This window comes from Enterovirga aerilata (genome assembly GCF_013044135.1).
GTDB classification, from domain to species: Bacteria; Pseudomonadota; Alphaproteobacteria; order Rhizobiales; family Beijerinckiaceae; genus Enterovirga; species Enterovirga aerilata.
This window is the reverse complement of the sequence record NZ_JABEPP010000001.1, coordinates 262,073-287,217: the sequence shown is the minus strand read 5'-3', so window position 1 is coordinate 287,217 and position 25,145 is coordinate 262,073. Positions and strand designations below refer to the sequence as shown.

The 25,145-nt window shown below is 70.4% G+C and carries 28 protein-coding genes and 1 pseudogene; 12 read left to right on the top strand and 17 right to left on the bottom strand.

The window, feature by feature from the left end; all coding sequences use genetic code 11:
- Positions 1-61: 61 nt before the first annotated feature.
- From HJG44_RS01405 to HJG44_RS01395, 3 genes are all read left to right on the top strand, one after another.
- Positions 62-508, top strand: coding sequence for a hypothetical protein (locus HJG44_RS01405; RefSeq protein WP_171216559.1), 447 nt, complete (start codon positions 62-64; stop codon positions 506-508).
- On the top strand, positions 508-1,161 hold the full coding sequence (locus HJG44_RS01400; protein ID WP_171216558.1) for a ribonuclease T2 family protein: 654 nt from the start codon (positions 508-510) through the stop codon (positions 1,159-1,161). Before HJG44_RS01405 ends, HJG44_RS01400 begins: the two co-directional genes overlap by 1 nt.
- Positions 1,162-1,234: 73 nt before the next feature.
- The gene (locus tag HJG44_RS01395; RefSeq protein ID WP_171216557.1) at positions 1,235-2,062 is read left to right on the top strand and encodes a tellurite resistance TerB family protein; all 828 of its coding nucleotides are present in this window, start codon (positions 1,235-1,237) and stop codon (positions 2,060-2,062) included.
- Positions 2,063-2,077: 15 nt separating this feature from the next.
- Here HJG44_RS01395 and HJG44_RS01390 read toward each other — a convergent pair whose 3' ends face one another.
- Positions 2,078-2,911, bottom strand: a complete 834-nt coding sequence (locus tag HJG44_RS01390; protein WP_171216556.1) for a lytic murein transglycosylase — start codon at positions 2,909-2,911, stop codon at positions 2,078-2,080.
- A gap of 164 nt (positions 2,912-3,075) precedes the next feature.
- Entirely contained in the window at positions 3,076-3,447 is a 372-nt protein-coding gene (locus HJG44_RS01385) for a DUF6496 domain-containing protein (RefSeq protein ID WP_171216555.1), read from the bottom strand.
- A 158-nt stretch (positions 3,448-3,605) separates the two neighbouring features.
- Here HJG44_RS01385 and HJG44_RS01380 point away from each other — a divergent pair, with 158 nt between their 5' ends.
- The 3 genes from HJG44_RS01380 (at position 3,606) to HJG44_RS01370 (ending at position 5,524) form a co-directional block, all read left to right on the top strand.
- Positions 3,606-4,610, top strand: a complete 1,005-nt coding sequence (locus HJG44_RS01380) for an SPFH domain-containing protein (RefSeq protein ID WP_171216554.1) — start codon at positions 3,606-3,608, stop codon at positions 4,608-4,610.
- Positions 4,611-4,613: 3 nt separating this feature from the next.
- On the top strand, positions 4,614-5,051 hold the full coding sequence (locus HJG44_RS01375; protein WP_171216553.1) for an NfeD family protein: 438 nt from the start codon (positions 4,614-4,616) through the stop codon (positions 5,049-5,051).
- Between the two features lie 98 nt (positions 5,052-5,149).
- Complete coding sequence (locus tag HJG44_RS01370) at positions 5,150-5,524, top strand: DUF2794 domain-containing protein (protein WP_171216552.1); 375 nt, start codon at positions 5,150-5,152, stop codon at positions 5,522-5,524.
- 17 nt (positions 5,525-5,541) lie between these two features.
- On the opposite strand, the gene HJG44_RS01365 is transcribed toward HJG44_RS01370, so the two are convergent.
- The 4 genes from HJG44_RS01365 to HJG44_RS01350 all read right to left on the bottom strand — a co-directional run bounded on the left by HJG44_RS01365 (position 5,542) and on the right by HJG44_RS01350 (position 10,219).
- Positions 5,542-5,859, bottom strand: coding sequence for a hypothetical protein (locus tag HJG44_RS01365; protein ID WP_171216551.1), 318 nt, complete (start codon positions 5,857-5,859; stop codon positions 5,542-5,544).
- Positions 5,860-5,954: 95 nt separating this feature from the next.
- The gene (locus tag HJG44_RS01360; RefSeq protein ID WP_171216550.1) at positions 5,955-6,737 is read right to left on the bottom strand and encodes a Bax inhibitor-1/YccA family protein; all 783 of its coding nucleotides are present in this window, start codon (positions 6,735-6,737) and stop codon (positions 5,955-5,957) included.
- 200 nt (positions 6,738-6,937) lie between these two features.
- Positions 6,938-9,520, bottom strand: a complete 2,583-nt coding sequence (locus tag HJG44_RS01355; protein WP_171216549.1) for an ABC transporter permease — start codon at positions 9,518-9,520, stop codon at positions 6,938-6,940.
- Positions 9,521-9,526: 6 nt separating this feature from the next.
- Positions 9,527-10,219: an ABC transporter ATP-binding protein gene (locus tag HJG44_RS01350; protein WP_171216548.1), complete on the bottom strand. Its 693-nt coding sequence runs from the start codon at positions 10,217-10,219 to the stop codon at positions 9,527-9,529.
- Between the two features lie 45 nt (positions 10,220-10,264).
- Between HJG44_RS01350 and HJG44_RS01345 the strand changes: the two genes are divergently transcribed.
- From HJG44_RS01345 to rlmN, 5 genes are all read left to right on the top strand, one after another.
- On the top strand, positions 10,265-10,960 hold the full coding sequence (locus HJG44_RS01345) for an arylesterase (RefSeq protein ID WP_171216547.1): 696 nt from the start codon (positions 10,265-10,267) through the stop codon (positions 10,958-10,960).
- Positions 10,961-11,012: 52 nt separating this feature from the next.
- A complete protein-coding gene (locus tag HJG44_RS01340; RefSeq protein ID WP_171216546.1) occupies positions 11,013-11,258 on the top strand; it encodes a hypothetical protein in 246 nt (81 codons plus the stop codon).
- A gap of 98 nt (positions 11,259-11,356) precedes the next feature.
- Entirely contained in the window at positions 11,357-11,953 is a 597-nt protein-coding gene (gene thpR / locus HJG44_RS01335; RefSeq protein WP_171216545.1) for an RNA 2',3'-cyclic phosphodiesterase, read from the top strand.
- Between the two features lie 97 nt (positions 11,954-12,050).
- Positions 12,051-12,614 carry an invasion associated locus B family protein gene (locus HJG44_RS01330; RefSeq protein ID WP_171216544.1) on the top strand — a complete coding sequence of 188 codons (564 nt, stop codon included), beginning with the start codon at positions 12,051-12,053 and terminating at the stop codon, positions 12,612-12,614.
- Between the two features lie 105 nt (positions 12,615-12,719).
- A complete protein-coding gene (gene rlmN / locus HJG44_RS01325) occupies positions 12,720-13,988 on the top strand; it encodes a dual-specificity RNA methyltransferase RlmN (RefSeq protein WP_171216543.1) in 1,269 nt (422 codons plus the stop codon).
- Here the strand turns inward: rlmN and HJG44_RS01320 are convergent.
- The 3 genes from HJG44_RS01320 to HJG44_RS01310 all read right to left on the bottom strand — a co-directional run bounded on the left by HJG44_RS01320 (position 13,972) and on the right by HJG44_RS01310 (position 17,657).
- Positions 13,972-15,573, bottom strand: coding sequence for an ABC transporter substrate-binding protein (locus tag HJG44_RS01320; RefSeq protein WP_171216542.1), 1,602 nt, complete (start codon positions 15,571-15,573; stop codon positions 13,972-13,974). The genes rlmN and HJG44_RS01320 overlap by 17 nt on opposite strands.
- A gap of 155 nt (positions 15,574-15,728) precedes the next feature.
- Positions 15,729-16,415 (bottom strand): hypothetical protein, encoded by a 687-nt coding sequence (locus tag HJG44_RS01315; protein WP_171216541.1) that lies wholly within the window; start codon positions 16,413-16,415, stop codon positions 15,729-15,731.
- Between the two features lie 153 nt (positions 16,416-16,568).
- Entirely contained in the window at positions 16,569-17,657 is a 1,089-nt protein-coding gene (locus HJG44_RS01310) for an ATP-dependent DNA helicase (RefSeq protein WP_171216540.1), read from the bottom strand.
- Between the two features lie 147 nt (positions 17,658-17,804).
- On the opposite strand from HJG44_RS01310, the gene HJG44_RS01305 reads away from it, so the two are divergent.
- Complete coding sequence (locus tag HJG44_RS01305; RefSeq protein WP_171216539.1) at positions 17,805-18,353, top strand: Spy/CpxP family protein refolding chaperone; 549 nt, start codon at positions 17,805-17,807, stop codon at positions 18,351-18,353.
- A gap of 5 nt (positions 18,354-18,358) precedes the next feature.
- Here the strand turns inward: HJG44_RS01305 and coaA are convergent, their stop codons facing one another.
- The 8 genes and pseudogenes from coaA to HJG44_RS01270 form a co-directional block, all read right to left on the bottom strand.
- On the bottom strand, positions 18,359-19,372 hold the full coding sequence (gene coaA / locus HJG44_RS01300) for a type I pantothenate kinase (protein WP_171216538.1): 1,014 nt from the start codon (positions 19,370-19,372) through the stop codon (positions 18,359-18,361).
- A 4-nt stretch (positions 19,373-19,376) separates the two neighbouring features.
- Positions 19,377-19,700, bottom strand: a complete 324-nt coding sequence (locus HJG44_RS01295; RefSeq protein WP_171216537.1) for a phosphoribosyl-ATP diphosphatase — start codon at positions 19,698-19,700, stop codon at positions 19,377-19,379.
- 33 nt (positions 19,701-19,733) lie between these two features.
- Entirely contained in the window at positions 19,734-20,123 is a 390-nt protein-coding gene (locus HJG44_RS23485; RefSeq protein WP_246736033.1) for a RidA family protein, read from the bottom strand.
- A gap of 75 nt (positions 20,124-20,198) precedes the next feature.
- Positions 20,199-20,966 (bottom strand): annotated as a pseudogene (hisF, locus tag HJG44_RS23480) (imidazole glycerol phosphate synthase subunit HisF); the annotation flags it as partial.
- Positions 20,966-23,221, bottom strand: coding sequence for an SLC26A/SulP transporter family protein (locus tag HJG44_RS01285; RefSeq protein ID WP_171216535.1), 2,256 nt, complete (start codon positions 23,219-23,221; stop codon positions 20,966-20,968). The pseudogene hisF and the gene HJG44_RS01285, both read right to left, overlap by 1 nt.
- The gene (gene hisA, locus HJG44_RS01280) at positions 23,218-24,003 is read right to left on the bottom strand and encodes a 1-(5-phosphoribosyl)-5-[(5-phosphoribosylamino)methylideneamino]imidazole-4-carboxamide isomerase (protein ID WP_171217247.1); all 786 of its coding nucleotides are present in this window, start codon (positions 24,001-24,003) and stop codon (positions 23,218-23,220) included. Before hisA ends, HJG44_RS01285 begins: the two co-directional genes overlap by 4 nt.
- The gene (hisH, locus tag HJG44_RS01275; protein WP_171216534.1) at positions 23,991-24,641 is read right to left on the bottom strand and encodes an imidazole glycerol phosphate synthase subunit HisH; all 651 of its coding nucleotides are present in this window, start codon (positions 24,639-24,641) and stop codon (positions 23,991-23,993) included. Before hisH ends, hisA begins: the two co-directional genes overlap by 13 nt.
- A complete protein-coding gene (locus HJG44_RS01270; protein WP_171216533.1) occupies positions 24,638-25,138 on the bottom strand; it encodes a DUF2628 domain-containing protein in 501 nt (166 codons plus the stop codon). Before HJG44_RS01270 ends, hisH begins: the two co-directional genes overlap by 4 nt.
- Between the last annotated feature and the right edge of the window lie 7 nt (positions 25,139-25,145).

Genomic DNA, 25,145 nt, shown 5'->3' with positions numbered 1-25,145 from the left:
CATTGACCCGGCCGCCTCCTCGCGGCCAAGTGTGCGGGTCGCCACGAACATCCGGGACGCCATGCGTCGCAACCTGCCAGCCCTGGTCCTCGGCCTCGCGGCCCTCCTTCCCCTCGCCGGAACTCCGGGCGCCCGGGAGCTGACGCCGGCCGAGAAGCGCGTCCTGCCCTATACGGGAGAGCTTCCTCTCTGCGGCGACCCGGCCGTGCTCGCCAGGGTCGCGAACCAGTTCGCCGAGAAGGAAGCCCAGTTCTGGAACTCTGACCTGACCATCGTCGAGTACGAGCGCATCCACCCGCTCGCCTACAAGCCCTGGGGGCTGGACATGATCCCGCGCCGCTACTGCACGGCGACCGCGACGCTGTCGAACAGCCGCCGCCACCGCGTCGACTATTCCGTGCGCGAGGACATGGACTTTCTCGGCAACGGCTGGGGCGTCGAATTCTGCGTCCAGGGGCTCGACCGCAACTGGGCCTTCGCACCCGCCTGCCGGATGGCGCGGCCCTGATGCGGAGGCGCCTCGGAGCCGCCCTCGCCGGCCTCGTCGCGCTTCTTCTCCCGGCCGGTCCGACCCTCGCGCAGGAGCGCGGACGGCCGGGAGATTTCGACTTCTATGTCCTGGCGCTGAGCTGGTCGCCGGCCTTCTGCGAGGCGACCGGAGCCGCCCGCGGCTCGCGGCAATGCGATCCCGGACGCCGGCTCGGCTTCGTGGTGCACGGCCTCTGGCCGCAATACGAGCGCGGCTACCCGACGGAATGCGACAGCCGCCCCCCCCCGCGCTACGTGGTCGAGGAGACGTCGGACATCTTCCCGGATGCCGGGCTCGCGCGTCACCAATGGCGCAGGCACGGCACCTGCTCGGGCCTCGATCCCGGCTCCTATTTCCGGGCCGTGCGCCGGGCGCGCGAGATGGTCCGCATCCCCGACCCGCTCCAGAGCCTTTCCCGGGACGGGCAGACGACCGGCGCCAGCGTCGAACGCGCCTTTGCGGAGGTCAATCCGGGGCTGCGGCCCGACATGATGGCCGTGACCTGCCGCCGCGGCGAGCTGCGGGAGGTCCGCATCTGCCTGGAGAAGGACCTGTCGGGCTTCCGGCGCTGCCCGCAGGTGGACCGGGAGGCCTGTCGCTTCGGCCCGATCCGGGTCACGGCGCCGCGCTGAAGCATTGGCGTCCGGCGGCAGCGTCCCCACCTGACCTCCAGGCCGGCCCGGCCGGCAGGAGACAGGGAACCCGATGTTCGACGCCAAGCGCCTCCTGGGGCAGCTCATCGCAAGCCAGGTCGGACGATCGCTCGGCCAGCACGGGCGCGGCTACGACCGCGGCCATGGCGGCGGGTTCGGCGGTCATGGCGGCGGCTCGCCGCTCGACAGCCTCGCCCGGCAGCTCGGCGGCGGCGGCTCGGGCGCGCTGGCCGGCGGCCTCGCGAGCATCCTGCTCGGCTCCAAGAAAGGGCGGAAGCTCGGCGGCTCGGCCGCGAAGCTCGGCGGTCTCGCCCTGATCGGCTCGCTCGCCTATCGGGCCTACCAGGACTGGCAGGCGGGCCAGGGCGCGCGCGCCGCCGGCATGGGTCCTGGATCCGCGCGCGGCGGCTTCATCCCGCAGCCGGGGCAGAGCCCCTGGGGCCAGCCTGCCCAGGCGGCGGCCGGCCTCGCGCCGCCTCCCCCGGGCACGCCGTTCAACCCGGCGGGCGAGGAGGAGCAGCAGGATCTCAGCCGGGCGCTCCTCCGGGCCATGATCGCGGCCGCGAAGGCGGACGGCCATATCGACGCCGCCGAGCAGGCGAACATCTTCGGGGCCATGGACAAGCTCGATCTCGATTCCGACGACAAGGCCTTCGTGATGGACGAGCTGCGGGCGCCGCTCGATGTCGATGCGGTCGCGCGCGGCGCGCGCAACCCGGAGGAGGCGGCGGAGATCTATGCGGCCTCGCTCCTCGCCATCGACGTCGACAACGCGGCCGAGCGCGGCTACCTCGCCATGCTGGCCGCGCGACTCAAACTGGACGACGCGCTCGTCCAGCATCTCCATCGGACGGTGGAGGAGGCGGGCAGGACTCCCTGATCGTCCTGCGCGTCCTCAATCCTCCGCGCCCGCGAGCTTGCTGGCGAAGAGCGCGATCGCGCGGGCGTAGTTCTCCGACTTGTTCCACTCGCGGATGACCGCGAAGTTCGGCTGGCCCGGATTCCAGCCTGCGCCGCGCTGCCAGCCGTGGCCCTTCAGGTAGTTCGCCGTGGAAGCGAGCACGTCCGGCACGCTCCGGATCAGGTCCGGATGGCCGTCGCCGTCGAAATCGACCGCGTATTTGTAGTAGTTCGAGATCATGAACTGGGTCTGGCCGATCTCGCCCGCCCAGGCGCCCTTCATCTGCGCCGGCGTGAGGTCGCCGCGGTCGATGACCCGGAGCGCCGCGAAGAGCTCGTTCGTGAAGCGCTCGGTGCGGCGGCAATCATAGGCGAGCGTCGCCACCGAGCGGACGACCGGCATGTTGCCCTGGACGGCGCCGAAATCCGTCTCCATGGCCCAGATCGCGGCGAGGATGGGGCCCGGCACGCCGAAGCGCTGCTCGATGGAGCGGAAGAGCGCCGCCCGCTGGCGGAGCTGCTGGGCCGCCTTGGCGACCCGGCCCGCCGTGACGCGCGTCTTCACGAACTGCTCGAACGGCACCCGGAACGCCCCCTGACCGCGATCCTTGCGCATCACGGCCGGATCGAAGGTCACGCCCGCCAGGCCCGCATCGACGGCCCGGGGCGAGATGCCCTGCGCGATCGCCTCGCGCCGGATGTCCTGCAGCCATTTGTCGAAGCCGGCCGGATCGCGGCAGGTCGCGGCGGAGGCCGCGGTCGAGAACACACCGGCCAGGATTGCGGCCGCGCCGGTCCGGCGCAGGATCGTCCAGGGTGACGTCACCATCCTCTCCTTGAAAAAACGCGCGCGTGACGAGCGGGCGGCAGCACTTCAACCTGTCCTATGTGGCTGAACCGCGGCTTAAGCCCGCCAGATGCTTCGGATGATTTCGATTTACGCCATGCCGGGCATGGGCCAGATCCAAGGCCCGGCCGGCCGATCTGCGCGGTTCAGCGATGCAGCGCGCGGGCGAGTTCGTCCTTGCTCATCTTCGAGCGCCCGGGAATATCCTTCTTCCTGGCCTGCTCGTAGAGTGCGGCCTTCGTCTCGCCGGCCGCAGACTTCGCGCTCTTGCCGCCCTCGGCCGCGTCCTTCGCCGTCTCGCCGCGGCGCTCCTTGGCCTTGCTGCGGGCAAGGCTCTGCCTGTTCTTCTTCGGGCTTTCCTGGTTCGAGGCGCCCGCCTCGCGCAGCGCGATCGCGATCGCCTGTTTCGGGTTCTTCACCTTGGGGCCGTTCCCCCGGATCCTGAGCTCGCCATGCTTGAACTCGTGGATGACGCGCTCGACCGTCTCCTTCTGGGCCGGCGTCTGTCTGGCAGCCATGGCGCGTCTCCGTGCGTGATTCGGCGCGACAACGCGTTCCGGCGCAAAGGGCTCCCCCATGCGGCCGGGACCCGCCCGTATGAGAAACCGGACGGAAACGGAGCCTGCGCTACGAAGGGCTGCGCCGAGGGCCGCGAATCGCCCCGGGAGGGAGCTTCGTGACGCAGGTCTCGCTCGGATTGAACGTCTTCGTCATCGTCCTGGTCCTTCTTGTGATCGTGACGATTGCGGCGGGCGTCAGGACGGTGCCCCAGGGCTATGTCTATACGGTCGAGCGGTTCGGGAAGTTCTCGCGCTCGCTCGGGGCGGGGCTGGGCCTCATCGTGCCGTATATCGAGCGCATCGGGCACAAGGTGAACATCATGGAGCAGGTGCTCGACGTGCCGAGCCAGGAGGCGTTCACGCGCGACAATGCCGGGGTGAGGATCGACGCGGCGGCCTTCTACCAGGTGCTCGACGCCCCGCGCGCCTCCTACGAGGTGGCCGACCTGCAGCAGGCGCTCCTCGTCCTGACCATGACCAACATCCGCACGGTCGTGGGCTCCATGGATCTCGACCAGCTTCTGTCGCACCGGGACGAGATCAACGAGCGGCTGCTCCGCGTGATGGATGCGGCCGCCTCCCCCTGGGGCGTCAAGGTGACCCGCATCGAGATCAAGGACATCCTGCCGCCGGCCGACCTTGCGGGCGCCATGGCCCGGCAGATGAAGGCCGAGCGCGAGAAGCGCGCCGCGGTGCTCGAGGCGGAGGGCCTGCGGCAGGCGGAGGTCCTGCGCGCGGAGGGGCAGAAGCAGGCCCAGATCCTGGCCGCCGAGGGCCGCAAGGAAGCGGCCTTCCGCGATGCCGAAGCCCGCGAGCGGCTGGCGGAAGCCGAGGCCAAGGCCACCGCCATGGTGTCCGAGGCGATCGGGCGGGGCGACATCGCAGGCGCGAACTTCCTCGTCGCCGAGAAATACGTCGACGCCGTCAAGGCGATCGCGACGGCGCCCAACCAGAAGGTGGTCGTCGTGCCGATCGAGGCCGCGGCCCTGGCCGGGACGCTCGGCGGCATCGCCGAGATCACCCGCGCCGTCTTCGGCGACGGCGCCGCTTCTTCGGGCGACAGCAGGCCCCGGGCGGGCCGGAGCCTGCCGCCCTCCTCCCCGCCCCCGAACGCGGGCTGACCGATGTGGGGTGCGGGCGATCTTCAGCCCTGGACCTGGCTGATCCTGGGCCTCGTCCTCATCGGGCTCGAGACGCTCGCCCCCGGCGTCTTCCTCTTCTGGCTCGGGATCGCCGCCGTCCTGACGGGCCTGCTCGATTACGGGCTCGGCCTGTCCTGGCAGGCGGCCTTCGTGGCCTTCGCCGCATTGTCGCTCGCCTCCGTCCTGACCGGGCGGGCGCTGACGCGACGTGGGGGCGGCGCCGACGGTCCGGCCCTCAACCGGCGCGGCGAGGCGCTTGTCGGCCGCCGCTTCCGGCTGGACGAGCCGATCGTGGCGGGCGAGGGCCGGATCCGCCTGGACGACACGGTGTGGCGGGTGGTCGGCCCCGATCTGCCGGCCGGAGCCGAGATCCGGGTCTCCCGCCTCGACGGGGCGACGCTGGTGGTGGAGCCCGCCTGAACCCCGGCGCCTGCCCGGCATGGCGGCTTGCGCCCGGGCCGGGCGCGGCCCATCATCCCGTGACAGGCTGGTGACGGCCCCGGCTCGGTGGAGGCGTGATGAACGAGGGCGAGCAGGCGGAGATGATGCGCGGCGGCGGGGCGCATATCGTGCCCTTTCCGGCCGCCGCGCCGAAGGCGGAAGTCACCTTCAACCGAGACGAGCTGCGCCAGATCCTGAACCTCTACGGCCGCATGGTCGCCGAGGGCGAGTGGCGCGACTACGCGATGGATTTCGAGCGGGAGCGGGCCGTGTTCTCGGTATTCCGACGCTCCTCCGAGATGCCGCTCTACCGCATCGTCAAGGAGCCGGCTCTCGCCCGCCGCCAGGGCGCCTATTCCGTGATCGCGGCCGGGGGCCGCATCCTGAAGCGCGGCCACGAGCTCGACCGCGTGCTGCGCGTACTGGAGCCTCTGCGCGTCGTCGCGAACTGAGGCGGCGCGAGAGAGGGTCAGGCGACGCCGAGCGCGCGCTTCGCGTCCGCCACGCGGCGAGGGTCGTCGTCGAAGACGTAGCCCTGCTCGAGCAGGCCGAGCGTGTAGCGGCGGTTGTAGATGAAGGCCCAGACGAGGCCGACCACGAACCAGAGCAGCCCCGCCGAGAAGGCGGAGGCGACGAGCGATCCGGCGAGGATCGCCAGGCCGACCCAGACGTCGCCGCGCATCAGGGCCGGGAAGCCGCCGAAGAAGAACGACGTCCAGCTGAAGCCGTAATAGCCCGTCTTGACGATCCCGGATTGCGGATGGCGCAGGCGCACGGCGGTGGCCAAGGTGATGTCCTCGCGATGGAAGGGCCCCTGCCCTCTGGACAAAGAAAAACCCCGGCTTTCGCCGGGGTTCTGGAGGTCCGGCCTTGCGGCCGTACTTACTCGTTCCGGTTGCCCATGAAGGCGAGCAGGAACTGGAACATGTTGATGAAGTCGAGATAGAGCGTCAGGGCGCCATAGACGGACACCTTGGCGGCGGTCTCGCCGTCATAGTTGCCGTAGAGGTACATCTCCTTCAGCTTCTGCGTGTCGTAGGCGGTGAGGCCTGCGAAGATCAGCACGCCGATCGCCGAGATCGCGAACTGAAGCGCGCTCGAAGCCAGGAAGATGTTGACCAGCGAGGCCAGGATGAGGCCGATCAGGCCCATCATTAGGAAGGAGCCCATCCCCGACAGCGAACGCTGCGTGGTGTAGCCCCACAGGCTCAGCCCGCCGAAGGCCGCCGCCGTGACGAAGAACGTCTGCACGACGCTCGCGCCGGTGTAGCGGAGCAGGATCGTCGAGAGCGAGGCGCCCATCACGGCCGCGAAGGCCAGGAAGGTCGTCCGCGCGGTCGCCGCCGACATCTTGTCCAGCCGGAAGCTGAAGAAGAAGATGAAGGCGAGCGGCGCGAGCGCGATCACCCACATCAGGGGCGTGCCGTAGAGGGTGCGGCCGAAGGCGGTCAGGTACTGGCCGTTCATCCGGGCCACGGCCTGGCTGGCATCGGTGGTCACGGCGAGCATGTTGATGCCCAGCGCGACGAGCGCTGACACGGCAAGCCCGAGCACCATGTTGTTGTAGACGCCGAGCATGAAGGCCCGGAGGCCCTGATCGACCTCGGCGGTCGTGCGGGCGAACCCCGCGCCGTAGCCGGCCTGGTTCGGGATAAAGGAAGGCATGGGAGTCGTCCTCTGGATGGCTCTCAGCGTGTTTGTTCTCGGGAGGATTTCACGCACCCTCCTCCGCCGGACCTCCGGCGATGCAGCGAATATGGGGGGAAGCAGAGTTGCCGGCAAGAGGCGGCCAAGCTTTGCCGCCGTTACGACCTGCGTCGCATGCCGCGCCCCTCCGTCCGATGCGCGGCAGGGTTACCGATTCGCTATTCGCTGCTGCGCAGGTAGCGGGCCGGTTTCTGGCCCAGGATGCGCCAGGTGCCCGCAAGACCGAGCCCGACCGCGACGAATACGGCCGCGAGCGCCCAGGCCGCGGCCGGGCCGAGATCCGGCGAGAAGCCGAGCTTCATGACGCGCGTGATCACGAAGAACGCCGCCGCGCTCCCGGCCACGAGGCCGAACAGGGCGGTCGCAAGCCCGAGCGCGCCGTATTCGATCGCATAGGCCAGGACGAGCTTCGGCCGGGTCGCGCCGAGGGTCTTCAGGATCACGGCGTCGTAGACGCGCGCCCGGTGCCCGGCCGCAAGCGCGCCGGCGAGCACCAGCACGCTCGCGAGCAGCGCGACCGAGCTCGCGATGCGGATCGCGAAGAGAAGCTGGCCGACGATCTCGTTGAAGGCCTCGAGCGCGTCCTTCACCCGCACGCTCGTGACGCTCGGGAAGGCGCGGGCGACGTCGCGCAGGAGCCGGGGCTCCAGCGCCGGGTCGGCGCCGCGCGGCAGCGTGATGGTCATGAGCTCGGTGTGCGGAGCGCCCGTGAAGGTGTTGGGCGAGAACACCATGACGAAGTTGATGCCGAGCCGCCGCCAATCGACCTTGCGCAGATTCGCGATCCGGGCCGTGAGGCTGCGCCCGAGCACGTTGACCGTGACGCTGTCGCCTATGGCGAGCCCGAGCCCCTCCGCCACCTGCGCGTCGAAGGAGACGAGCGGCGGGCCGCGATAGTCGGCCGGCCACCACTCGCCGGCGACGAGCGAGCTGCCCTCCGGCAGCGCCCGGGAATAGGTAATGCCCCGATCGCCGTCGAGCACCCAGGCGACCTCCTGCGCGGCCTTGACCTCGCCGACCGGCACGCCCTTCAGGCTCGTCAGCCGTCCGCGCATCATCGGCACCGCCTCCAGCGCCGCGCCGGGCGCCTTCTCGGCCAGGAAGCGGCCGAAGGCCTCCGTCTCGGTGCTCGGCACGTCGATGAAGAAGAAGTTCGGCGCGCGTTCCGGCAGCGTCGAATTCAGCTCGCGGCTGAGATTGCGGTCGATCACGGCGATCGTGACCAGGAGCGCGATGCCGAGTCCGAGCGAGAGGACGAGCGAGGGCGTGAGCGCGCCCGGGCGATGCAGATTCGCGAGCGCGAGCCGCGCCGAGGGATGGCGCGGATGCGGCAGGCGGCGGGCCGCCGCCATCACGCCCTCCGCCACGAGGCGGAGCAGGACGAAGGCGAAGAGCGCCGCCCCGACGAAGATCAGCGCGACGCGGCGGTCCTGCGCGGCCAGGACGGCGAGCCCCGTCAGGGCAAGCCCGGCCACCGCCGCCGCGACCATGTAGCGGGGGCGCGGCCAGCGCCGGTCGGGTGCGATCCGGTCCCGGAAGAGGCCGGAGACCGAAATGTCGTGCGCCCGGCCGAGGGGCAGGATCGAGAAGGCGAGCGCGGTCAGAAGCCCGTACAGCACGGCCGTGGCCAGATCGGCCGGCGCCAGCGTCGGCGTGATCGGGAGCGGCAGGACCGAGCCGGCGAGCGCCGCCGTGCCGAAGAGGAGCGCAGCCCCGACCGCCAGCCCGAGCGCGATCCCGATCAGCGCGATCGCCATGACCTGGACGAGGAAGACCGCGATCACGGTCCCGCCCGTCGCGCCGAGGCTCTTCAGGATACCGACCGAATTGCGCTTCCGGTCCACGAAGGCGGTCACGGCGTTCGCGACCCCGACCCCGCCGACGAGCAGCGCGGTCAGGCCCACCAGGGTCAGGAATTGCGAGAAGCGCAGGATGTTGTTGGTGAAGCGGGGATCGGCGTTGAGGCGGGTGCGCACGTCCCAGCCCGCCTCCGGCACGGCCTTCGCGACGGCTTCCACCGCGGCGGAGAGGTCCTCGTCCGTATCCCGGCCCGGCGGCAGCGACACCCGATAGCTCCAGCGCACCAGGCTGCCCGGCTGCAGGAGACCGCTCGCGCGCAGGGCGTCCTGGGACATGATGAGACGCGGCCCGAACCCGATCCCGTTCGCGATCTTGTCGGGCTCCGACACGAGACGGGCCCGCAGCTCGAATGCCGCGGTGCCGATCGTGACCCGGGCCCCGGGCTTCAAGTCCAGCCGCTCGAACAGAACGGGATCGGCGACGGCGCCCCAGGCGCCGTCCCGCTCGGCCAGGAGCTCCGCCACGGCGACGGGCGGATCCGTCTCGAGCGTGCCGCGGGTCGGATAGCTCGCATCGACCGCCTTCGCTTCGACGAGCGCGGCGCCATCCGCCGTGACGGCCATGGCCCGGAGCGTCGCGACGGTCGCGACGCTTCCCCGGGCCGCGAGCGCGGCGCGCTCCTCGGGCGTGGCTTCCCGCTGGATGAGCGCGAAGGTCGCGTCCCCGCCGAGAATCGTGCGGCCCTGGCTCGCCACGCCCTCCACGAGGGAGCGGGCGATGGAGGCGACGCCCGAGATCGCCCCGACCCCGAGCGCGATGCAGGCGATGAAGACGAAGAAGCCGGCAAGCCCGGCCCTGAGCTCGCGCAGCGCGAGGCGCAGGACGAGCGGAAGCCCGGCCCTGCGGGCGGGCGAGGAGGCGGCCGGGATCGTGCCGTGCATGCGGGCTCAGATCTCCGCCGCCGGGACGGGCTCGGCGATGCGCCCCGCCCGGAGCCGGACCGTACGGTCGCAGCGGGCGGCGAGCGAAGGGTCGTGCGTGACCAGGACGAGCGTCGTCCCGCGCTCGCGCTTCAGCCCGAAAAGCAGGTCCGCCACGCCCCGCCCGGTCGTCTCGTCGAGGTTGCCGGTCGGCTCGTCGGCCACGACGATCGCCGGGTCCGGCGCGAGCGCCCGGGCGATCGCGACCCGCTGCTGCTCGCCGCCCGAGAGCTGCGCCGGATAATGGTGCAGCCGCGCCCCGAGCCCGACCGTCTCGAGCTCGGCTTTCGCGCGGGCGAAGGCCCCATCGCGCCCCGCGAGTTCGAGCGGCAGCGCCACGTTCTCCAGCGCCGTCATGGTCGGCACGAGGTGGAAGGACTGGAAGACGATGCCGATGCGGCGGCCGCGCACCCGGGCGAGCTCGTCCTCGCCGAGACCGGTCAGCTCCGCGCCGTCAAGGACGACGCGGCCGCGGTCCGGCCGTTCCAGCCCGGCCATCACCATGAGGAGCGTGGATTTCCCGGAGCCGGAGGGCCCGACGAGACCGACCGCCTCGCCGGGCTCGACCGTCAGGCTGATCCCCTTCAGGACCTCGACGCGCGCCGCCCCGTCCCCGAGGCTGAGCTGGACATCCTCGAGCTCGATGATCTTGCCTGGCATGCACGGAGACCCGATCTCAGCCCCCGTTCCCAGGGAGAGTTGCAGATGGCGCTGGCGTCCAGCAGCCGCACATATGGGTCGCTCCGCGCCGCCGGCAAATGGCGCGCCTACGTCACGGGCCTGCTGCTCGCCCTCGCATGGCTCGGATGCGCGCCCGCAAGGGCCGCGCCAGACGGCGTGATCAGGCTCGTGGCGCTCGGGGATTCGCTCACCGCGGGCTACAACCTGCCGCAGGCCGCGGCCTTCCCCGCCGTGCTCGAGGCGGCTCTCAAGGCGCGCGGTCACAAGGTCGAGATCGCCAATGCCGGCGTCTCCGGGGACACCGCGACGGGCGGGCTCGAACGGCTCGACTGGTCGGTTCCGGACGGGACGGACGGCGTCATCCTCGAACTCGGGGCGAACGACATGCTGCGGGGCATCGACCCCGCCGTGACGCGCCGGGCGCTCGATGCGATCATCGCGCGCCTGAAGGAGCGGAAAATCCCGGTCCTGCTCGCCGGGATGCTGGCCGCCCGCAATCTCGGGCCCGACTATGCCCGCCGGTTCGACGCCATCTATCCCGAACTCGCCAAGACGCACGGCCTCGTCCTCTACCCGTTCTTCCTCGACGGCGTCGCGGGCGAGGCGCGGCTGCAGCTCCCGGACGGGATGCATCCGTCGGCGGAGGGCGTGAAGGTCATCGTGGAGCGCATTCTGCCGACCGTGGAGAGCTTTCTCGCGCGCATCGGGGAGCGGGGCTAGCGAACCCGGGAAGCCGTCGGACGTTCACGCTGCGAAGAGGCGGGAGGTCAGAATGCCCGACGACCTGAATTTCGACGAGCCGGCCGAGGTCCACTGGATCCGGGGCGAGAACGCGTCGGCCGACCTGTCCTGGGGCGAGGCGAGCCAGAAATTCGCCACGCTGCGCGAGGCGCTCGACTTCGCGCAGGGTGGCCTGCCGGCGGATGCGCGCGGTCCCTTCGTGACGACGGCGAGCGGGCGCGTGCTCCGAGGCGACGATATCGCGGCAGCGAAGCCCGATCTCGCCCCGGGCCGCTGAGCCGCTCCCAAACGGGCTGTTGATCGACGGGCATCCGGCCCTTGCGGCCGCGCGCGCGGCCGCGACAATTCCCGAGTCGCTGATTTGGAGGGATGCCGATGCCACGCCTTTTCACCGGCCTCGAGATCCCGCCCGAGATCGGCGCCGAGCTCGCGCTCTATCGCGGCGGGCTCCCCGGCGCGCGCTGGGCCGATCCCGCGAACTACCACATCACGCTGCGCTTCATCGGCGATGTCGACCATGGGATCGCGCGGGACATCGCCTCCATGCTGGCGGAGGAGCGGCCGCGCGCGCCGATCCGCATCACGCTCGACGCGCTCTCGACCTTCGGCGGGTCGCGGCCGCGGGCGCTCCTTGCCCGCGTCGCGCCGACGCCGGAGCTCACCAAGCTCCAGGCCGACCAGGAGCGGCTGATGCGGCGCGTCGGGCTCGAGCCCGAATCCCGCAAGTACACGCCCCACGTCACGCTGGCGCGGCTGCGGGACGCCTCCGCAGGCGAGGTCGCCGGCTTCATCGCCATGCGCGGCCATTTCCCGAAGCTGAGCTTCACGGCCGAGCGCTTCGTGCTCTTCTCGGCCCGCGACACCGTCGGCGGCGGGCCCTATCTGGTCGAGGCCGCCTATCCGATGGTCGGCGGTGGAATCCGGGTCGGCCGCCCCTTCGGCGAGGCGCGGCCCGAGCAGCGGCTCGGGTGACCGGTGCCGGGCCGGCCAGGGACCGCAATTCCGCCCCGTTTCGTGTTTGTTAACCCTGTCCGGCCTAGCTTAACGAAAAGTTGAACCGGTCCCGTCCATGACTCGTCTGCCCCTGGTCCTCCCGGCGCTCTGCCTCGCGCTCGCCGCGCCCGCTCTCGCGCAGGGACAGACGGCCCAGCGGGCGCAGCGTCCCGCCGCGGCGGCGCAGGCGCCGGGCGGCGGCCAGGCGACCCTGGTGGCCACCTTCACCGACTGGAGCGCCTATACGGCGCAGACCGGCCGCGCGAAGATCTGCTACGCGCTGTCCCAGCCGAAATCGCGCAGCCCGGCGAACCTCAAGGACACGCCGGCCTATCTCTTCGTCTCGTTCCGGCCGGCCGAGAACGTCCGCAACGAGGTCGCGTCCGTCCTCGGCTTCAACACCCGCGAGGGCGGCGAGGCCTCCCTGGCGGTCGGCAACAGCTCCTATGCCCTCGTCACCAAGGCGCAGAACGCCTGGATCAAGAATCCGGCCGACGAGCCTCAGGCCATCGCCGCGATGGCGCGCGGGCAGGCCATGACCGTCTCGGTCACCTCGGCCCGCGGCAACAAGACGAGCGACCGCTATTCTCTCGCCGGCTTCGCCCAGGCGCTGGACCGCGCCAGGAAGGAATGCCCCTGACGCCGGCCCGTCCGGGAAGGATCGCGACCCGGAGGCCCGCCCCTCAACAAGACGGGGCCGCAATGCTATATGAGCCACTCACCCAGGCTCACCAGGCAGGCTCCCATGGCGACGGCGTCGCTCGACAATGGCGCGCGCGCACCGCATCCCGTTCTTCCGCCCGCGCCGTCCTCCGACATCGCGACCGAATCCGCGCGGCCGTCGCTCGTCGGGCTGACGCGGCCTGCGCTCAAGGAGAAGCTGCTCGCCATCGGCGTGCCCGAGAAGGAGGCCCGGATGCGGGTCTCGCAAATCTGGCACTGGCTCTACCACCGCGGCATCCGGGACTTCGAGGAGATGACCAATGTCGGCAAGGGCCTGCGGCACGCCCTTGCCGAAGCCTACACGCTCGACCGGCCGGAGGTGACGGCCGAGCAGATCTCCGTGGACGGCACGCGCAAGTGGCTGCTGCGCATGCCGAAGACCGGCCCGCATGATCGCGGCGCCGAGATCGAGTGCGTCTACATCCCGGACGACGACCGCGGCACGCTCTGCGTCTCGAGCCAGGTCGGCTGCACGCTCACCTGCTCCTTCTGCCACACCGGCACGCAGCGCCTGGTCCGGAACCTGACCTCCGCCGAGATCGCCGCCCAGCTCGTCGTGGCCCGCGACCGGCTCGGCGACTTCCCGACGCTCGGCGACCGCGAGACGGCCATGCTGCCGGATGGCGGCCGGCTCGTGACGAACATCGTCTTCATGGGCATGGGCGAGCCGCTCTACAATCTCGACAACGTGGTTGATGCGATCGACGTGATGAGCGACGCCGAGGGGCTGACGCTCTCGCGCCGCCGCATCACGGTCTCGACCTCGGGCGTCGTCCCCGAGATGCCGGCCTTGGGCGAGCGGGCGAACACGATGCTGGCGATCTCGCTCCACGCCGTGCGGGACGATCTCAGGAACGAGCTCGTGCCGCTGAACAGGCGCTACCCCATCGCCGACCTGCTCAACGCCTGCCGCGACTATCCGGGGCTCTCGAACGCGCGGCGCATCACCTTCGAATACGTCATGCTGAAGGGCGTGAACGATTCCGACGCGGATGCGCGCGAGCTCGTGCGGCTGCTGCGCGGCATCCCGGCCAAGATCAACCTGATCCCGTTCAATCCCTGGCCCGGCACCAAGTACGAGTGCTCGAGCTGGGAGCGGATCGAGCGCTTCTCCGAGATCGTGTTCCGCGCGGGCTACGCCTCCCCCGTCCGCACGCCGCGCGGTCGCGACATCCTGGCGGCCTGCGGCCAGCTCAAGAGCGAGACGGAAAAGCTCTCCGCCCGCGCCCGCATGATGCTGGAGGAAGGGCGCGCCGGCGGTCCGGGCCTTTCGGCTATTTCGCCATCGTGATCGGGGAGAAGTCCTGGAACCAGTTCTGGGCCTGAACGAAGCCCTTCACGTTCGGGCTCATCGCGCGCGGGTTGACGTCGTGCGTAACCATCAGGAAGAGCGCGTCGTCGACGTATTTCTCGTGGACCTTCTGCAGGACGGCGGTCTGCTCGGCCCGATCGAAGGTGTTGCGGACCTGATCGAACAGCTTGTCCATCTCGGGATCGCAATAGTGCCCCCAGTTCGTGCCCGCCGGCGGAGCCAGGTTGCATTGCAGATGCCGGATGAAGCCGGTGAACGGGTCCTGGATGAAGTAGGTGTAGTTCATCCCAGTGGCGCCCTTGTTCGTCTCGGACTTCGCGCCGGCGCGCCAGAGATTGATGAGCGTGTTCCAGTCCACGACCTCGAACTCGATCTTTATGCCGATATCGGCGAGGTTCTGCTGAACGAACTCGTTCATGGGCAGCGGCTGCATCTGGCCGGAGCCTGAGGGCGAGATCAGGATCTTGGTCGCGAGCGGCTTGTCCGGCCCGTAACCCGCCTCTGCCAGGAGCTTCCTGGCCGAGGCCGGATCGTAGCCGAGCTTGAAGCTCGGATTGCCGAACCATTGGTGGCCCGGAGGGAAGAAACCCTTGGCGGGGATCATCAGACCGGCCAGGAGCTCCTTCATCCCCTCCCGGTCGACGGCGAGATTGGCCGCCTTCCGGACGCGGATGTCGTTCCAGGGCGATCCTTCCACCCGGGAGAGGTGCCACGTCCAGTTGTGCGGATACGCATTGGTGACGATCTGGAAGCCGCCCTTCTTGAGGGCCTCGACCGCGTCAGGCGCGGGAGCTTCGATCCAATCCACCTGGCCGGACAGCAAGGCAGCTGTGCGGGCGTTCGGCTCCGGCAGCGGCAACAGGACGAGCCGGTCGAGCTTCGGGACGCGCGCCTTGTCCCAGTAGCCGGGGTTGGGAACGAGCTCGGCCCGTTCGCGCGGCCTGAACGAGACGAGCTTCCAGGGCCCGGTGCCGGAGGGCGTTTTCGCGAACTCGTCCCAGTTCCGACCGACCTTTTCCCACTGCGCCGGTGATGAGATCATGATCCAGGCGAGCTGGTAGGGAAGAGTCGCATCGGGCGTCTTGGTCGTGATCTCGAGCGTCGATCCGTCGAGGGCTCTGTAGGAAGCGACCGCCGGAATGCGGGTCCGGCCCTGCGCGGATTGCCTGCGGTCGAATTGCGGAGCGTCTTCCTTCAGCAGCTTGTCGAGGTTCCAGACGATGGCCGCGGCATCGAGCTGGGATCCGTCGTGGAAGCGGACGCCCTCGCGCAGCTTGAAGGTCCACTTCGTCTTGTCCGAAGCGTCGACAGCCCAGCTCGCGGCGAGCCCCGGCGCGAGATCGGACGGTTTGGTCGCGCTGGACAGGTCCCAGTTGATGAGCCCGTCATAGACCGTATAGCCCATGAAGCGCATGCCTTCGCCGCCATTGTCGGTCTGGCCGGTGGTGAGCGGGATGTCGGAGGCGGTCATCCCGATCCGAAGGGTGCCCTGGGCCAGGGCGCCGGGCACGGCAAGGGCGATGGAGGCGGCTGCCGCCGCGGCGATCCTGAAGGGGTGCTGCATCGGGGAACTCCGGCTCGCCCACGGGCGGCTCCCACGATGCAAGGCTTCGGCCAAGCCATTCGACCACGCGCCGAGATTGCCGCCGGACCAGCTCGCGAGCGGAACCCGGATCCTGTCCGGCGCGTCCCGAGAATGCCGTAGGTCAACCGGGCGGCTCAGCCCCGGTTGCGGCGCCAGGTCACCCCGCCGGCGCGCGCGACGACGTTCCGACAGAACTCGCGCGTGAGAAGCGGGTTGGGAGGGAGGTCCTCGGCGGTCTGCCGCGTCGGGTCGTTGCCGTTGATGCAGGCGACGAGCACGGCCGAGAATGCGCTCGCCGCGCGCTGGACCCTGATCGCCTCAGCGTTCGCCGCACCGTTCCCGCCCTGGACCGTCGCGGTGGGCGCCGTCTCGTTCATGAGCGCCACGAGCAGCGTCCCGTACTGGCTCAGGATCATCGAATAGGCATCCTTGCCGATCTGCCCGTTCGTATAGGCCTGGCAGGCGGCGTAGAGCCCGTCCCGCAGCGCCAGTACGCCCTTGCTGCGGCCGCCGAGGTTTTCGATCTTCTCGGTGACGGCGTTGCCGAGCGTGCCTTCGGCCGGCGCTTGCGCAGCCGTGCTCTTCAGCGTGAGATCGACGTCCTGGGAGAAGGCGGTCGCGTAGTCGGGGGTAGGTTCCGAGCACATGATGATCTCGGGCGGCCCGCCCGCAATCGACCGAGGCCTCTCGGTCACGAAACGCAGGTTCCCGGTCGCAGCAAGCGTGTCCGTGTCGCCGAAGCGGAACTGCGAGGTGCGGAAGTTCGGCGAGTCGCAGGCCGCGAGCCCGGCGCAGAGAATCCCGATCGCAAATGCGCGCATGTCAGCCCCCCCCGGGCCCGGCCTGCCCTTCGGCATGTGCCGGCTTGTGTGGAGGTCAGATCGCGTCTCCACAACCTCAGGTAATGAATGCACGCGGCCGACAGGTCAGGAAGCGAGATTCGAACCTTAGATCTACACTCCTTGAGGTTGTGATCACATTACCACAGTGAGCCGCTTGGCGGCCCGGGTCAGGCCCGTATAGAGCCAGCGCGCGCGATGCTCGCGGAAGGCGTAGCTCTCGTCGAAGAGCACGACCTCGTCCCATTGCGAGCCCTGCGCCTTGTGGACGGTGAGGACATAGCCGTAGTCGAACTCGTCCGACTTGCGCCGCGTCGCGAAGGAGAGCTCCTCCTCGCGCCCCTCGAAGAACTCGCGTGGAACCGAGACCCGGACGGAGCGCTTCGCCTCGTCCTCCGGCGAGACGTCCAGCTCGACATGGCCGCCGCGCTCGCCACGCGCCGCCTTCACCGTGAACAGGCCGCCGTTCAGCAGCCCCTTCGTCTTGTCGTTGCGCAGGCAGACGAGGCGCTCGCCCGCAGCCGCCATCGAGTCGCGGAAGCCGAGAAGCTGGCGGATGCGATTGTTGTAGCCGCGCCGGGACTTGTTGAGCCCGACCAGCACCTGGTCGGCCTTGAGGATCGCCTCGGCGTCTATGTCGCGGCGGCCGATCACGCGCGTCCCGCCCCATTCCCCGCGCTCCAGCCGGCCGCCTTCGCGGACCGCAACGGAGAGGCGGATGATCGGATCGCCCGCGGCCTGCCGATGCACCTCGGTCAGCATCGCGTCCGGCTCGTGCTCCGTGAAATAGCCGGCCCCCTTCACGGGCGGAAGCTGAGCGGGATCGCCCAGTACGAGGACGGGGGTGCCGAAGGAGAGGAGGTCGCGCCCCAGTTCCTCGTCGACCATCGAGCATTCGTCGATGACGATGAGCTTGGCCTTCGCCGCGTCGCTCTGCCGGTTCAGCACGAAGCGCGGGCCCGTCTCGCCCGAGCCGCGCGAGCGGTAGATCAGCGAGTGAATGGTCGAGGCCTCGGCGCAGCCCTTGTCCCGCAACACGAGCGCGGCCTTGCCCGTATAGGCGGCGAAGCACACGTCGCCCTCCACGCTCTCGGCGATGTGCCGGGCGAGCGTCGTCTTGCCCGTCCCGGCATAGCCGAACAGGCGGAAGACCGGCCGGTCGCGCGCCTTCAGCCATTGGGCGACCGCAAGCATGGCGGCGTCCTGCTCGGGGGACCACTTCATCGGGCGGGAACGGCTTCGGCGGGCGCGGGGTGTCGGCCTTGGGGCTGCAGCATTACCGCCCTTTAACCCGGCCGCGACCCCGCCGTAAGCTCGGCAGGTCCAGCTTCGGGTCGAGCCGGATAGCGCCGGCCAGACCAGGAGACGGACATGAAGCGGTGGCTGATCGGCCTTTCGGGCGTCGGCGCCTTGGCGGCGGCGACGGCGGTCTATGCGCAGGATCGCGGCTTCCCGGGCGGGCCGTTCGACGACGGGCCGGGCTGGCGCCGGGGCGGACCGCTCTCGGCCGAGGATCGGGCCGCCTTCACGGATGCCCGTATCGCCGCCCTTCGTGCGGGGCTCAAGCTTACGCCCGCCCAGGAGAATCTCTGGCCGCCGGTCGAGGAGGCGATCCGCGGACTCGCGACGCAGCGCCAGGAGGCCCGGCAAGCGAGGCGCGAGCGCTTCGCTTCCATGCGGCAGGACGGAGCCCCGCGGGACGTGCCGGACACGTTGCGCTTCATGGCCGACCGCCAGGCGGCCTCGGCGGATGCGCTTCGGAAGCTCGCCGACGCCGCCCAGCCCCTCTACGCCTCGCTCGACGAGGGCCAGAAGCGGCGCCTTTCGGTACTCTCGCGCAGCCTCGTCCGCGGCGTCGCCGGCCACCACCGGCGTCATGGCCCCGGCCCGCATGGCGAGGGCCCGATGCGCCGCGGCTGAGCCGCTCAAAGCCGCCGGAGCGAGACCTCCTCGATCCGGTGGCTCGCCCCCTTGCGCAGGATGAGGCTCGCCCGCTGGCGCGTCGGCAGGATGTTCTCGTTCAGATTGACGAGGTTGATGCGGTTCCAGAGCCCCTCGGCGAACTCGACCGCCTCGCTCTCGGACAGGTCCGCGTATTTCCGGAAATACGAGAGCGGGTTGCGGAAGGCCGTGCTGCGCAGGCGGAGGAAGCGCGCGAGGTACCAGCGGTGCAGGTCCTCCTCCTCGGCATCAAGATAGACCGAGAAGTCGAAGAAGTCGGACACGAAGGGAATCGCGGCCCCGTCCCGGGGCAGGCGGGCCGGCTGCAGCACGTTCAGCCCCTCGACGATCAGGATGTCCGGGTTCTCGACCACCACCTCCTCGTCGGGCAGGACGTCATAGGTCAGGTGCGAGTAGATCGGCGCCCTGACCCCTCGCTTGCCCGCCTTGATGTCGGACAGGAAGCGCAGGAGCCGGGCAGTGTCGTAGCTCTCCGGAAAGCCCTTGCGGTCCATCATGTTGAGCCGCTGCAGCTCGGCATTGGGCCGCAGGAACCCGTCCGTCGTGACGAGGTCGACCTTCGGGGTGTTCGGCCAGCGCGCCAGGAGCGCCTTGAGGATACGGGCCGTGGTCGATTTGCCGACCGCGACCGAGCCCGCGATCCCGATGATATAGGGCACCTTCTCGTGGGTGTCGGCGAGAAGGAAGCGCTGCGTCGCGCGGAACAGCCCCTGCGCGGCCGCGACATAGAGCGAGAGCAGCCGCGACAGCGGCAGGTAGATGGCGATGACCTCGTCCAGCGAGATCGGGTCGTTCAGAGACTGGAGTTGCTCCACCTCCCTCGCCGAGAGCGTCAGCGGGGTGTCGGCCCTCAGCTTCGCCCATTCCTCACGCGAGAAGGTGCGGTAGGGCGATAGATCGCGCTCCGGCGCTGCCGGCACCGCGGCAGGGGGCGGGACCGGCACGGCCGGGCTCTCCCGGCCTAGGAACTCGTGCATCGGCTCAACCGCTCCCGCGCGACGCCTTTTCGGCGAGGCCGGACCGGGCGGTGCGCCGCGCCAGTTCGGCCATGACTTCATCGACGCTCACCCCGCCGGCGCGGAGTGTGACGAGAAGATGATAGAGGACGTCGGCCGCTTCCGCCACGAGGCCGGGCCGGTCGCCCTGGACGGCCGCGATCGCCGCCTCGACGGCCTCCTCGCCCAGTTTCTTGGCCGGCTTGGCGGGCCCCCCTGCAAGAAGCTTCGCCGTATGCGATTCGCTGACGGGCGCGGCCGCGCGCTCCGCCACGATGCGCTCGAGATCGAGGAGCGTGAAGCTGGTCATGCCGGTCCAGGTTGCGAGAGGGTCAATGGGGCGTCAGGCGACTGCCTCCGCCTCGATCTCCACCAGGAATTCCGGATGGGCGAGCCCCGCCACGAACAGCAGCGTCGAGGCTGGGGCGTGCTCGCCCATGAGCCGCGCCCGGATCTCGCGATAGGGAGGGAGGAGGGAGCGATCCGTCAGGAACACGGTGGTCTTGGCGACGTCCGGCAGGTCCAGGCCGTGCGCGCGCAGCACGGTGCGGAGGTTCTCGAAGGCGAGCTCGATCTGCCTCTCCGGGGCGGCCGGGATCGTGCCGTCCGCGGCCATGCCGACCTGACCGGAGACGATCACCCGCCTTGCGCCCGCCTCGACCTGCGCAGCCAGCGAGTAGCTTGGAGCCGCACGATGGACACCCTCCGGATTGCTCAGCTTGAACGATGCCATGTCCTGTCCTCCCGTCCCCTGAAGCGGCCGGCGATGCGATCGGTGGAGCGGAGCATGCCGCGGTTCGAGCGGAGGCCGCACAGGAATGCCGGCCTGCGCCATGTGCCGCTTCGCCTCGCCGATCGTGTGCTGGCCGAAGTGGAAAATGGAGGCGGCGAGAACCGCGCTCGCATGACCGTCCCGCACGCCCGCCACGAGATCGTCGAGGCTGCCGACGCCCCCCGAGGCGACCACCGGGACCGTCACGGCGTCGGCGACCGCCCGCACGAGCGCGAGGTCGTAGCCGGAGCGCGTCCCGTCCTTGTCCATGGAGGTGACGAGAAGCTCGCCGGCGCCGAGCGCCACGACCTTGCGGGCGAAGGCGATCGCGTCGATCCTGGTCGGCTTGCGGCCACCATGGGTGAAGATCTCCCACCGGTCCGGCTCCTCGCCCTTTTCCGTGACGCGCTTGGCGTCGATCGCGACCACGATGCACTGGCTGCCGAACTTCTCGGCCGCCTGGCGGACGAAGTCCGGATCGTTCACGGCCGCGGTGTTGATCGACACCTTGTCGGCGCCGGCCAGGAGGAGCTGGCGGATGTCCTCCACCGTGCGCACACCGCCTCCGACCGTGAGCGGCATGAAGCACTCCGCCGCCGTGCGCCGGACGATGTCGAGCAGGATGCCGCGGTCCTCATGGCTCGCCGTGATGTCCAGGAAGCAGAGCTCGTCCGCACCTGCCGCGTCATAGGCGCGTGCCGCCTCTACGGGGTCGCCCGCGTCGCGCAGGTCGAGGAACCGCACGCCCTTCACGACGCGTCCGTCCTTGACGTCCAGGCAGGGGATGATCCGAATCTTCAGCATCAGCTCGAGGCCAGCAGCAGCTCTTCCGACGTGGCCCGGAGCCGCTGCGCGGTGAGGCGGGCGATCGTCGCAAGCAGCGATTGGCCGAGATGCGGCTCCTCGCGCAAGAGCTGATCGAAGCTTTCCGTCGTCAGGATGAAGCCTTCGACCTCTTCGTCGGCGATCACGTCGGCCGAGCGCGGGCGGCGGTCCAGGAGCCCCATCTCGCCCACGGCGGTGCCCGGGCCGAGGCCCGCGATCCGGCGGTCGGCCCGCCCGCCGGCGAGCCGGACGCTGACCGAGCCGCGGGTCAGAATCCAGAGCTTGTCGGCCGCCTCCCCGGCCCGGCAGAGCGCGGCTCCCGCCGGGTAGGAGCAGGGCTTCAGATGCGCCTTGAAGGCCGCCATCTCACGCTCCGACAGACCGCCTGCGAGATCCGTCTCCTCGATCCGCAATGCCCGCCAGGATGCGCTGCCCGCCGCATGCGCGCTCTTCAGGGCCCTGTCCTCCGCCGTCTCCAGCGCCGCATCAAGGTCGGCGAAGATCGCCGCCTCCGAATCCGGCCCGATCGCCTGGGCGACGAGGGCGGCGAATTTGGGATCGACGGCGGAGACCATGAGGGTCATTCCGCGCTGCCTGCAGCGGGCGGCGATCTGCTTCAGGATGGTGGCCCCGGACGTGTCGATGTCGGTCACGCGGCGCAGATCGAGGATCACCGTACGGGCGCTTCCCTCCAGCGAGTTCACCCGCGAGGCGAGGTCGTCGGCATTGCCGAAGAAGAGGATGCCCTGCAGCTCGAGGATCGCCGTGTAGCGGCCGCTGCCGCGCAGCAGCGCCACGTGCCCCTGCGACCGGATGCGTTTGGAGAAGAGCTGGGAGCCGTCGAGCTGCCGCCGGACGATCGGGCGGCTCATCTCCATGATGAAGACGAGGCAGGAGAGCGCGATGCCGGCCAGAGCGCCCGCGACGGGCTGGCCGAGGACGGTCGTCGCCGTCACGGCCGCCACGATCGCGGCGTTGCGGCGCGCCCGCACGGCCGCATCGCGGTCGTCGGCCCGGACGAGGTCATGCACGAGGGCCAGGCACCAGCGGTCCCAGAGCCGCCACGCGATCGCGACGAGGATGGCGGCGAGAACGACGCTCGGCAGCGCGCCGACCGCCTTCGGGGCGGCAGCCGCCGCGAGCAGCAGAACGGCCGCGACCGAGATCGTCGAAAGGCGGGTCCGCCCGCCGCCGCCGAAGATGGTGCGCAAGAAGGCGATCGAGGTCGTGACCGTGAGGCCGCCGGCGAGCGACGAGGCGAAATTGGAGAGCCCCTGGCCCGCGAGGTTGCGGCGCGGGGCGGGGTCGACGTCGGCGAGATCCTGCGCCGCCCGGAGCGCGAAGGTGAGATCGAGCGTGCCCAGGATCGCCAGGGTCAGCGAGGTGAGGAGAAGCGCCTTCACGAGCTCGATATCGGCGAGCGCCCGGGTTGCGGTCGCGAGGTCGAGATGAAGCCCGAGCGAGGCGGTCTCGAGCGAGATGGGGCCGACGGTGCCGCCGAGATCGAGCGAGGGCGCGAGGAGCCGGAGAAGGTGGTAGATCCCGGTGCCGACCAGCAGCGCGATCAGCATGGTCGGGAGCTGGGGCGCCCGCCGCTCGAGCGTGGTGGCGAGAAGGACGAGCGAGAGCCCGAACAGCGGCATCGCAGGCGCCGGCAGCCGGAATTCGGCCAAGGCGCCTGCCAGGGCACCCACCGACGAAAGCCCGAACAGCCGCGGCAGCTGCTGCGCCATGATGAGGATCGCCAGGCCCGTGAGGAAGCCCGCGAGAACCGGATAGGGAGTGAACTTCACGGCCCGGCCGAGGCCCGAAAGCGCGATGACGATCTGCCAGAGGCCTGCGAGCATCGCCGAGAGCGGGAGCAGGGCGAGCGCGAGCGTCACGTCGCCATTCGACCGCTGAACGAGCCAGCCGAGGAAGCTCGCCTGGATCAGCGAGTGGGTGGTCGAGGTAACGTTAGGGATGAAGGACGAGGCGCGGGCGAGCGCTCCGGTCACGCCGCCCGCCACGGCGCACAGGATGCCTGCGGCGGCGCCGAGCGCCACGTAGTCGCGGCCGAGCGGCTCGTAGGCGACGACCCCGGCAGAGACGCAGAACGGCAGGACCAGGAGCCCCACCATGCCGCCGGCGGTGATCTCGCGCAGGAGCTGCTGGATTCCGCCGACTGCCCGACCCGGCCGATCGAGGCCGCCCGTCGCGGGGGGCGCTCCCGGCTCCGACAGCGGCGTGCTCATCCCCGGGCGCGGACGCGATCCGGCGGCGCCGCACCTCTCGCGCCGCGGGCCCGGGCGATCAGGGTGAGCGCCTCCCCAGGCTCGATCCGGCCGTCATAAAGCGCACGCCCCGTGATCGCGCCGGCGAGCGCGGCGCAGTCCGGCTCGAGCAGCCTCTGGACGTCGGCAAGCGAGGCGAGCCCGCCCGATGCGATGACCGGGATGCCGACCGCGCGGGCGAGCGCGAGCGTCATCGGGATGTTCAGTCCCTTCAGCACGCCGTCGCGCGCGATATCGGTGTAGATGATGGCCGAAACGCCCGCATCCTCGAAGCGGCGGCCGAGCTCCTCGGCCGTGAGCATCGAGGTCTCCGCCCAGCCATGCACGGCGACGCGTCCGTCCTTGGCGTCGATCCCGACGGCGATCCGCCCCGGGTGACGCCGGGCGGCCTCGCGCACGAAGTCGGGATCCTGCACGGCGGCGGTCCCGATGATGACGCGCGCCACTCCTTCCGAGAGCCATCCTTCAACCGTGCGCATGTCGCGGATGCCGCCGCCGAGCTGCACGGGAATCGCGACCTCCCGCAGGATCCGGCGCACGGCCTCGGCATTGACGGGCCGGCCCGCGAAGGCCCCGTCGAGATCCACGAGGTGCAGCCACTCGAAACCCTGGCGCTGGAAGGTGAGCGCCTGGTCGGCCGGGTCGTCGTTGAAGATCGTGGCCTGGGCCATGTCGCCCTGGACCAGCCGGACGCAGCGCCCCTCCTTCAGGTCGATCGCGGGAAAGAGGATCATGGCCGCCAGCGCAGGAAGTTGGCGATGAGCCTGAGGCCGAGCTCCTGGCTCTTCTCCGGGTGGAACTGGGTCCCCGCCAGGTTGTCCCGCGCGACCATCGCGGTCACCGGACCGCCATAGGCCGAGATCGCCACGACCTCGTCACCGTCCCTCGGCTGGAGCGCGTAGGAATGGACGAAATAGGCGTGCAGACCCTCCGGCCCGAGCGGGATGCCGTCCGTCAGCGGATGGTCCTTCTGGGGGTGGAGCGTGTTCCAGCCCATATGGGGGATCTTGAGACCGGGATCGTCCGGCTGGATGGGCGCGACATCGCCCCCGATCCAGTCGAGGCCCGGGGTCGTCTCGTGTTCGAGGCCGCGCGTCGCCATGAGCTGCATGCCGACGCAGATGCCCAGGAACGGGTGCCCGCGCCCGATCACGGCGTCCCGCATCGCCTCGACCATCCCCGGGATGGCGTCCAGTCCCCGCCGGCAATCCGCGAAGGCGCCGACGCCGGGAAGCACGACGCGGTCCGCCCGCCCGACCAGGTCGGGATCGGACGTCACCACGATGTCCTCGCCCGAGCCGCTCTCGCGCGCCGCGCGCTCGAAGGCCCTGGCAGCGGAATTGAGGTTACCCGAGCCGTAATCGACGATCGCGACGGTCATCGCCGGCCCTCCGCGTCAGGGAAGAGGCCGAGCACAGGTTCCTGGACGGGCCGGGGCACGAGCGGCGCCACCCGCACGAGGGCAGCCGGCGTCGGAGCCGAAGCGACACCGGCATCGAGCCACTGCGCGAAGCCCTTCGCCTCCGCCTCGGCTTCGTCCGCCGCGATGACCAACCCGGTCATGGGCCGTCCGCGCATCCGGTAGGCCAGGCGGCGGATGCTCGCTGCCTCGAACCCGAGGAACAGCTGAATGAGCAGGTCGATCAGGAAGATGACACCTGCCGGGAAGCCGAGCGCGCGCAGCCCCATGGCGACCGCCAAGCTGACCAGGAGCACCCCGATCGCGACGATCCAGTGCCGGTGCCACAGGAACCAGAGCTCCGGTACGAGGAAGGCGCCCCAGGAAAACTGGTCGCGGACGATCTCCGCGCGGTCGAGCGCGCGGGGATCGCCGGGCAGCGCGTCCTTGGGCAGGTGGACGGTGAAGGAGGAGGACATCGAGCAA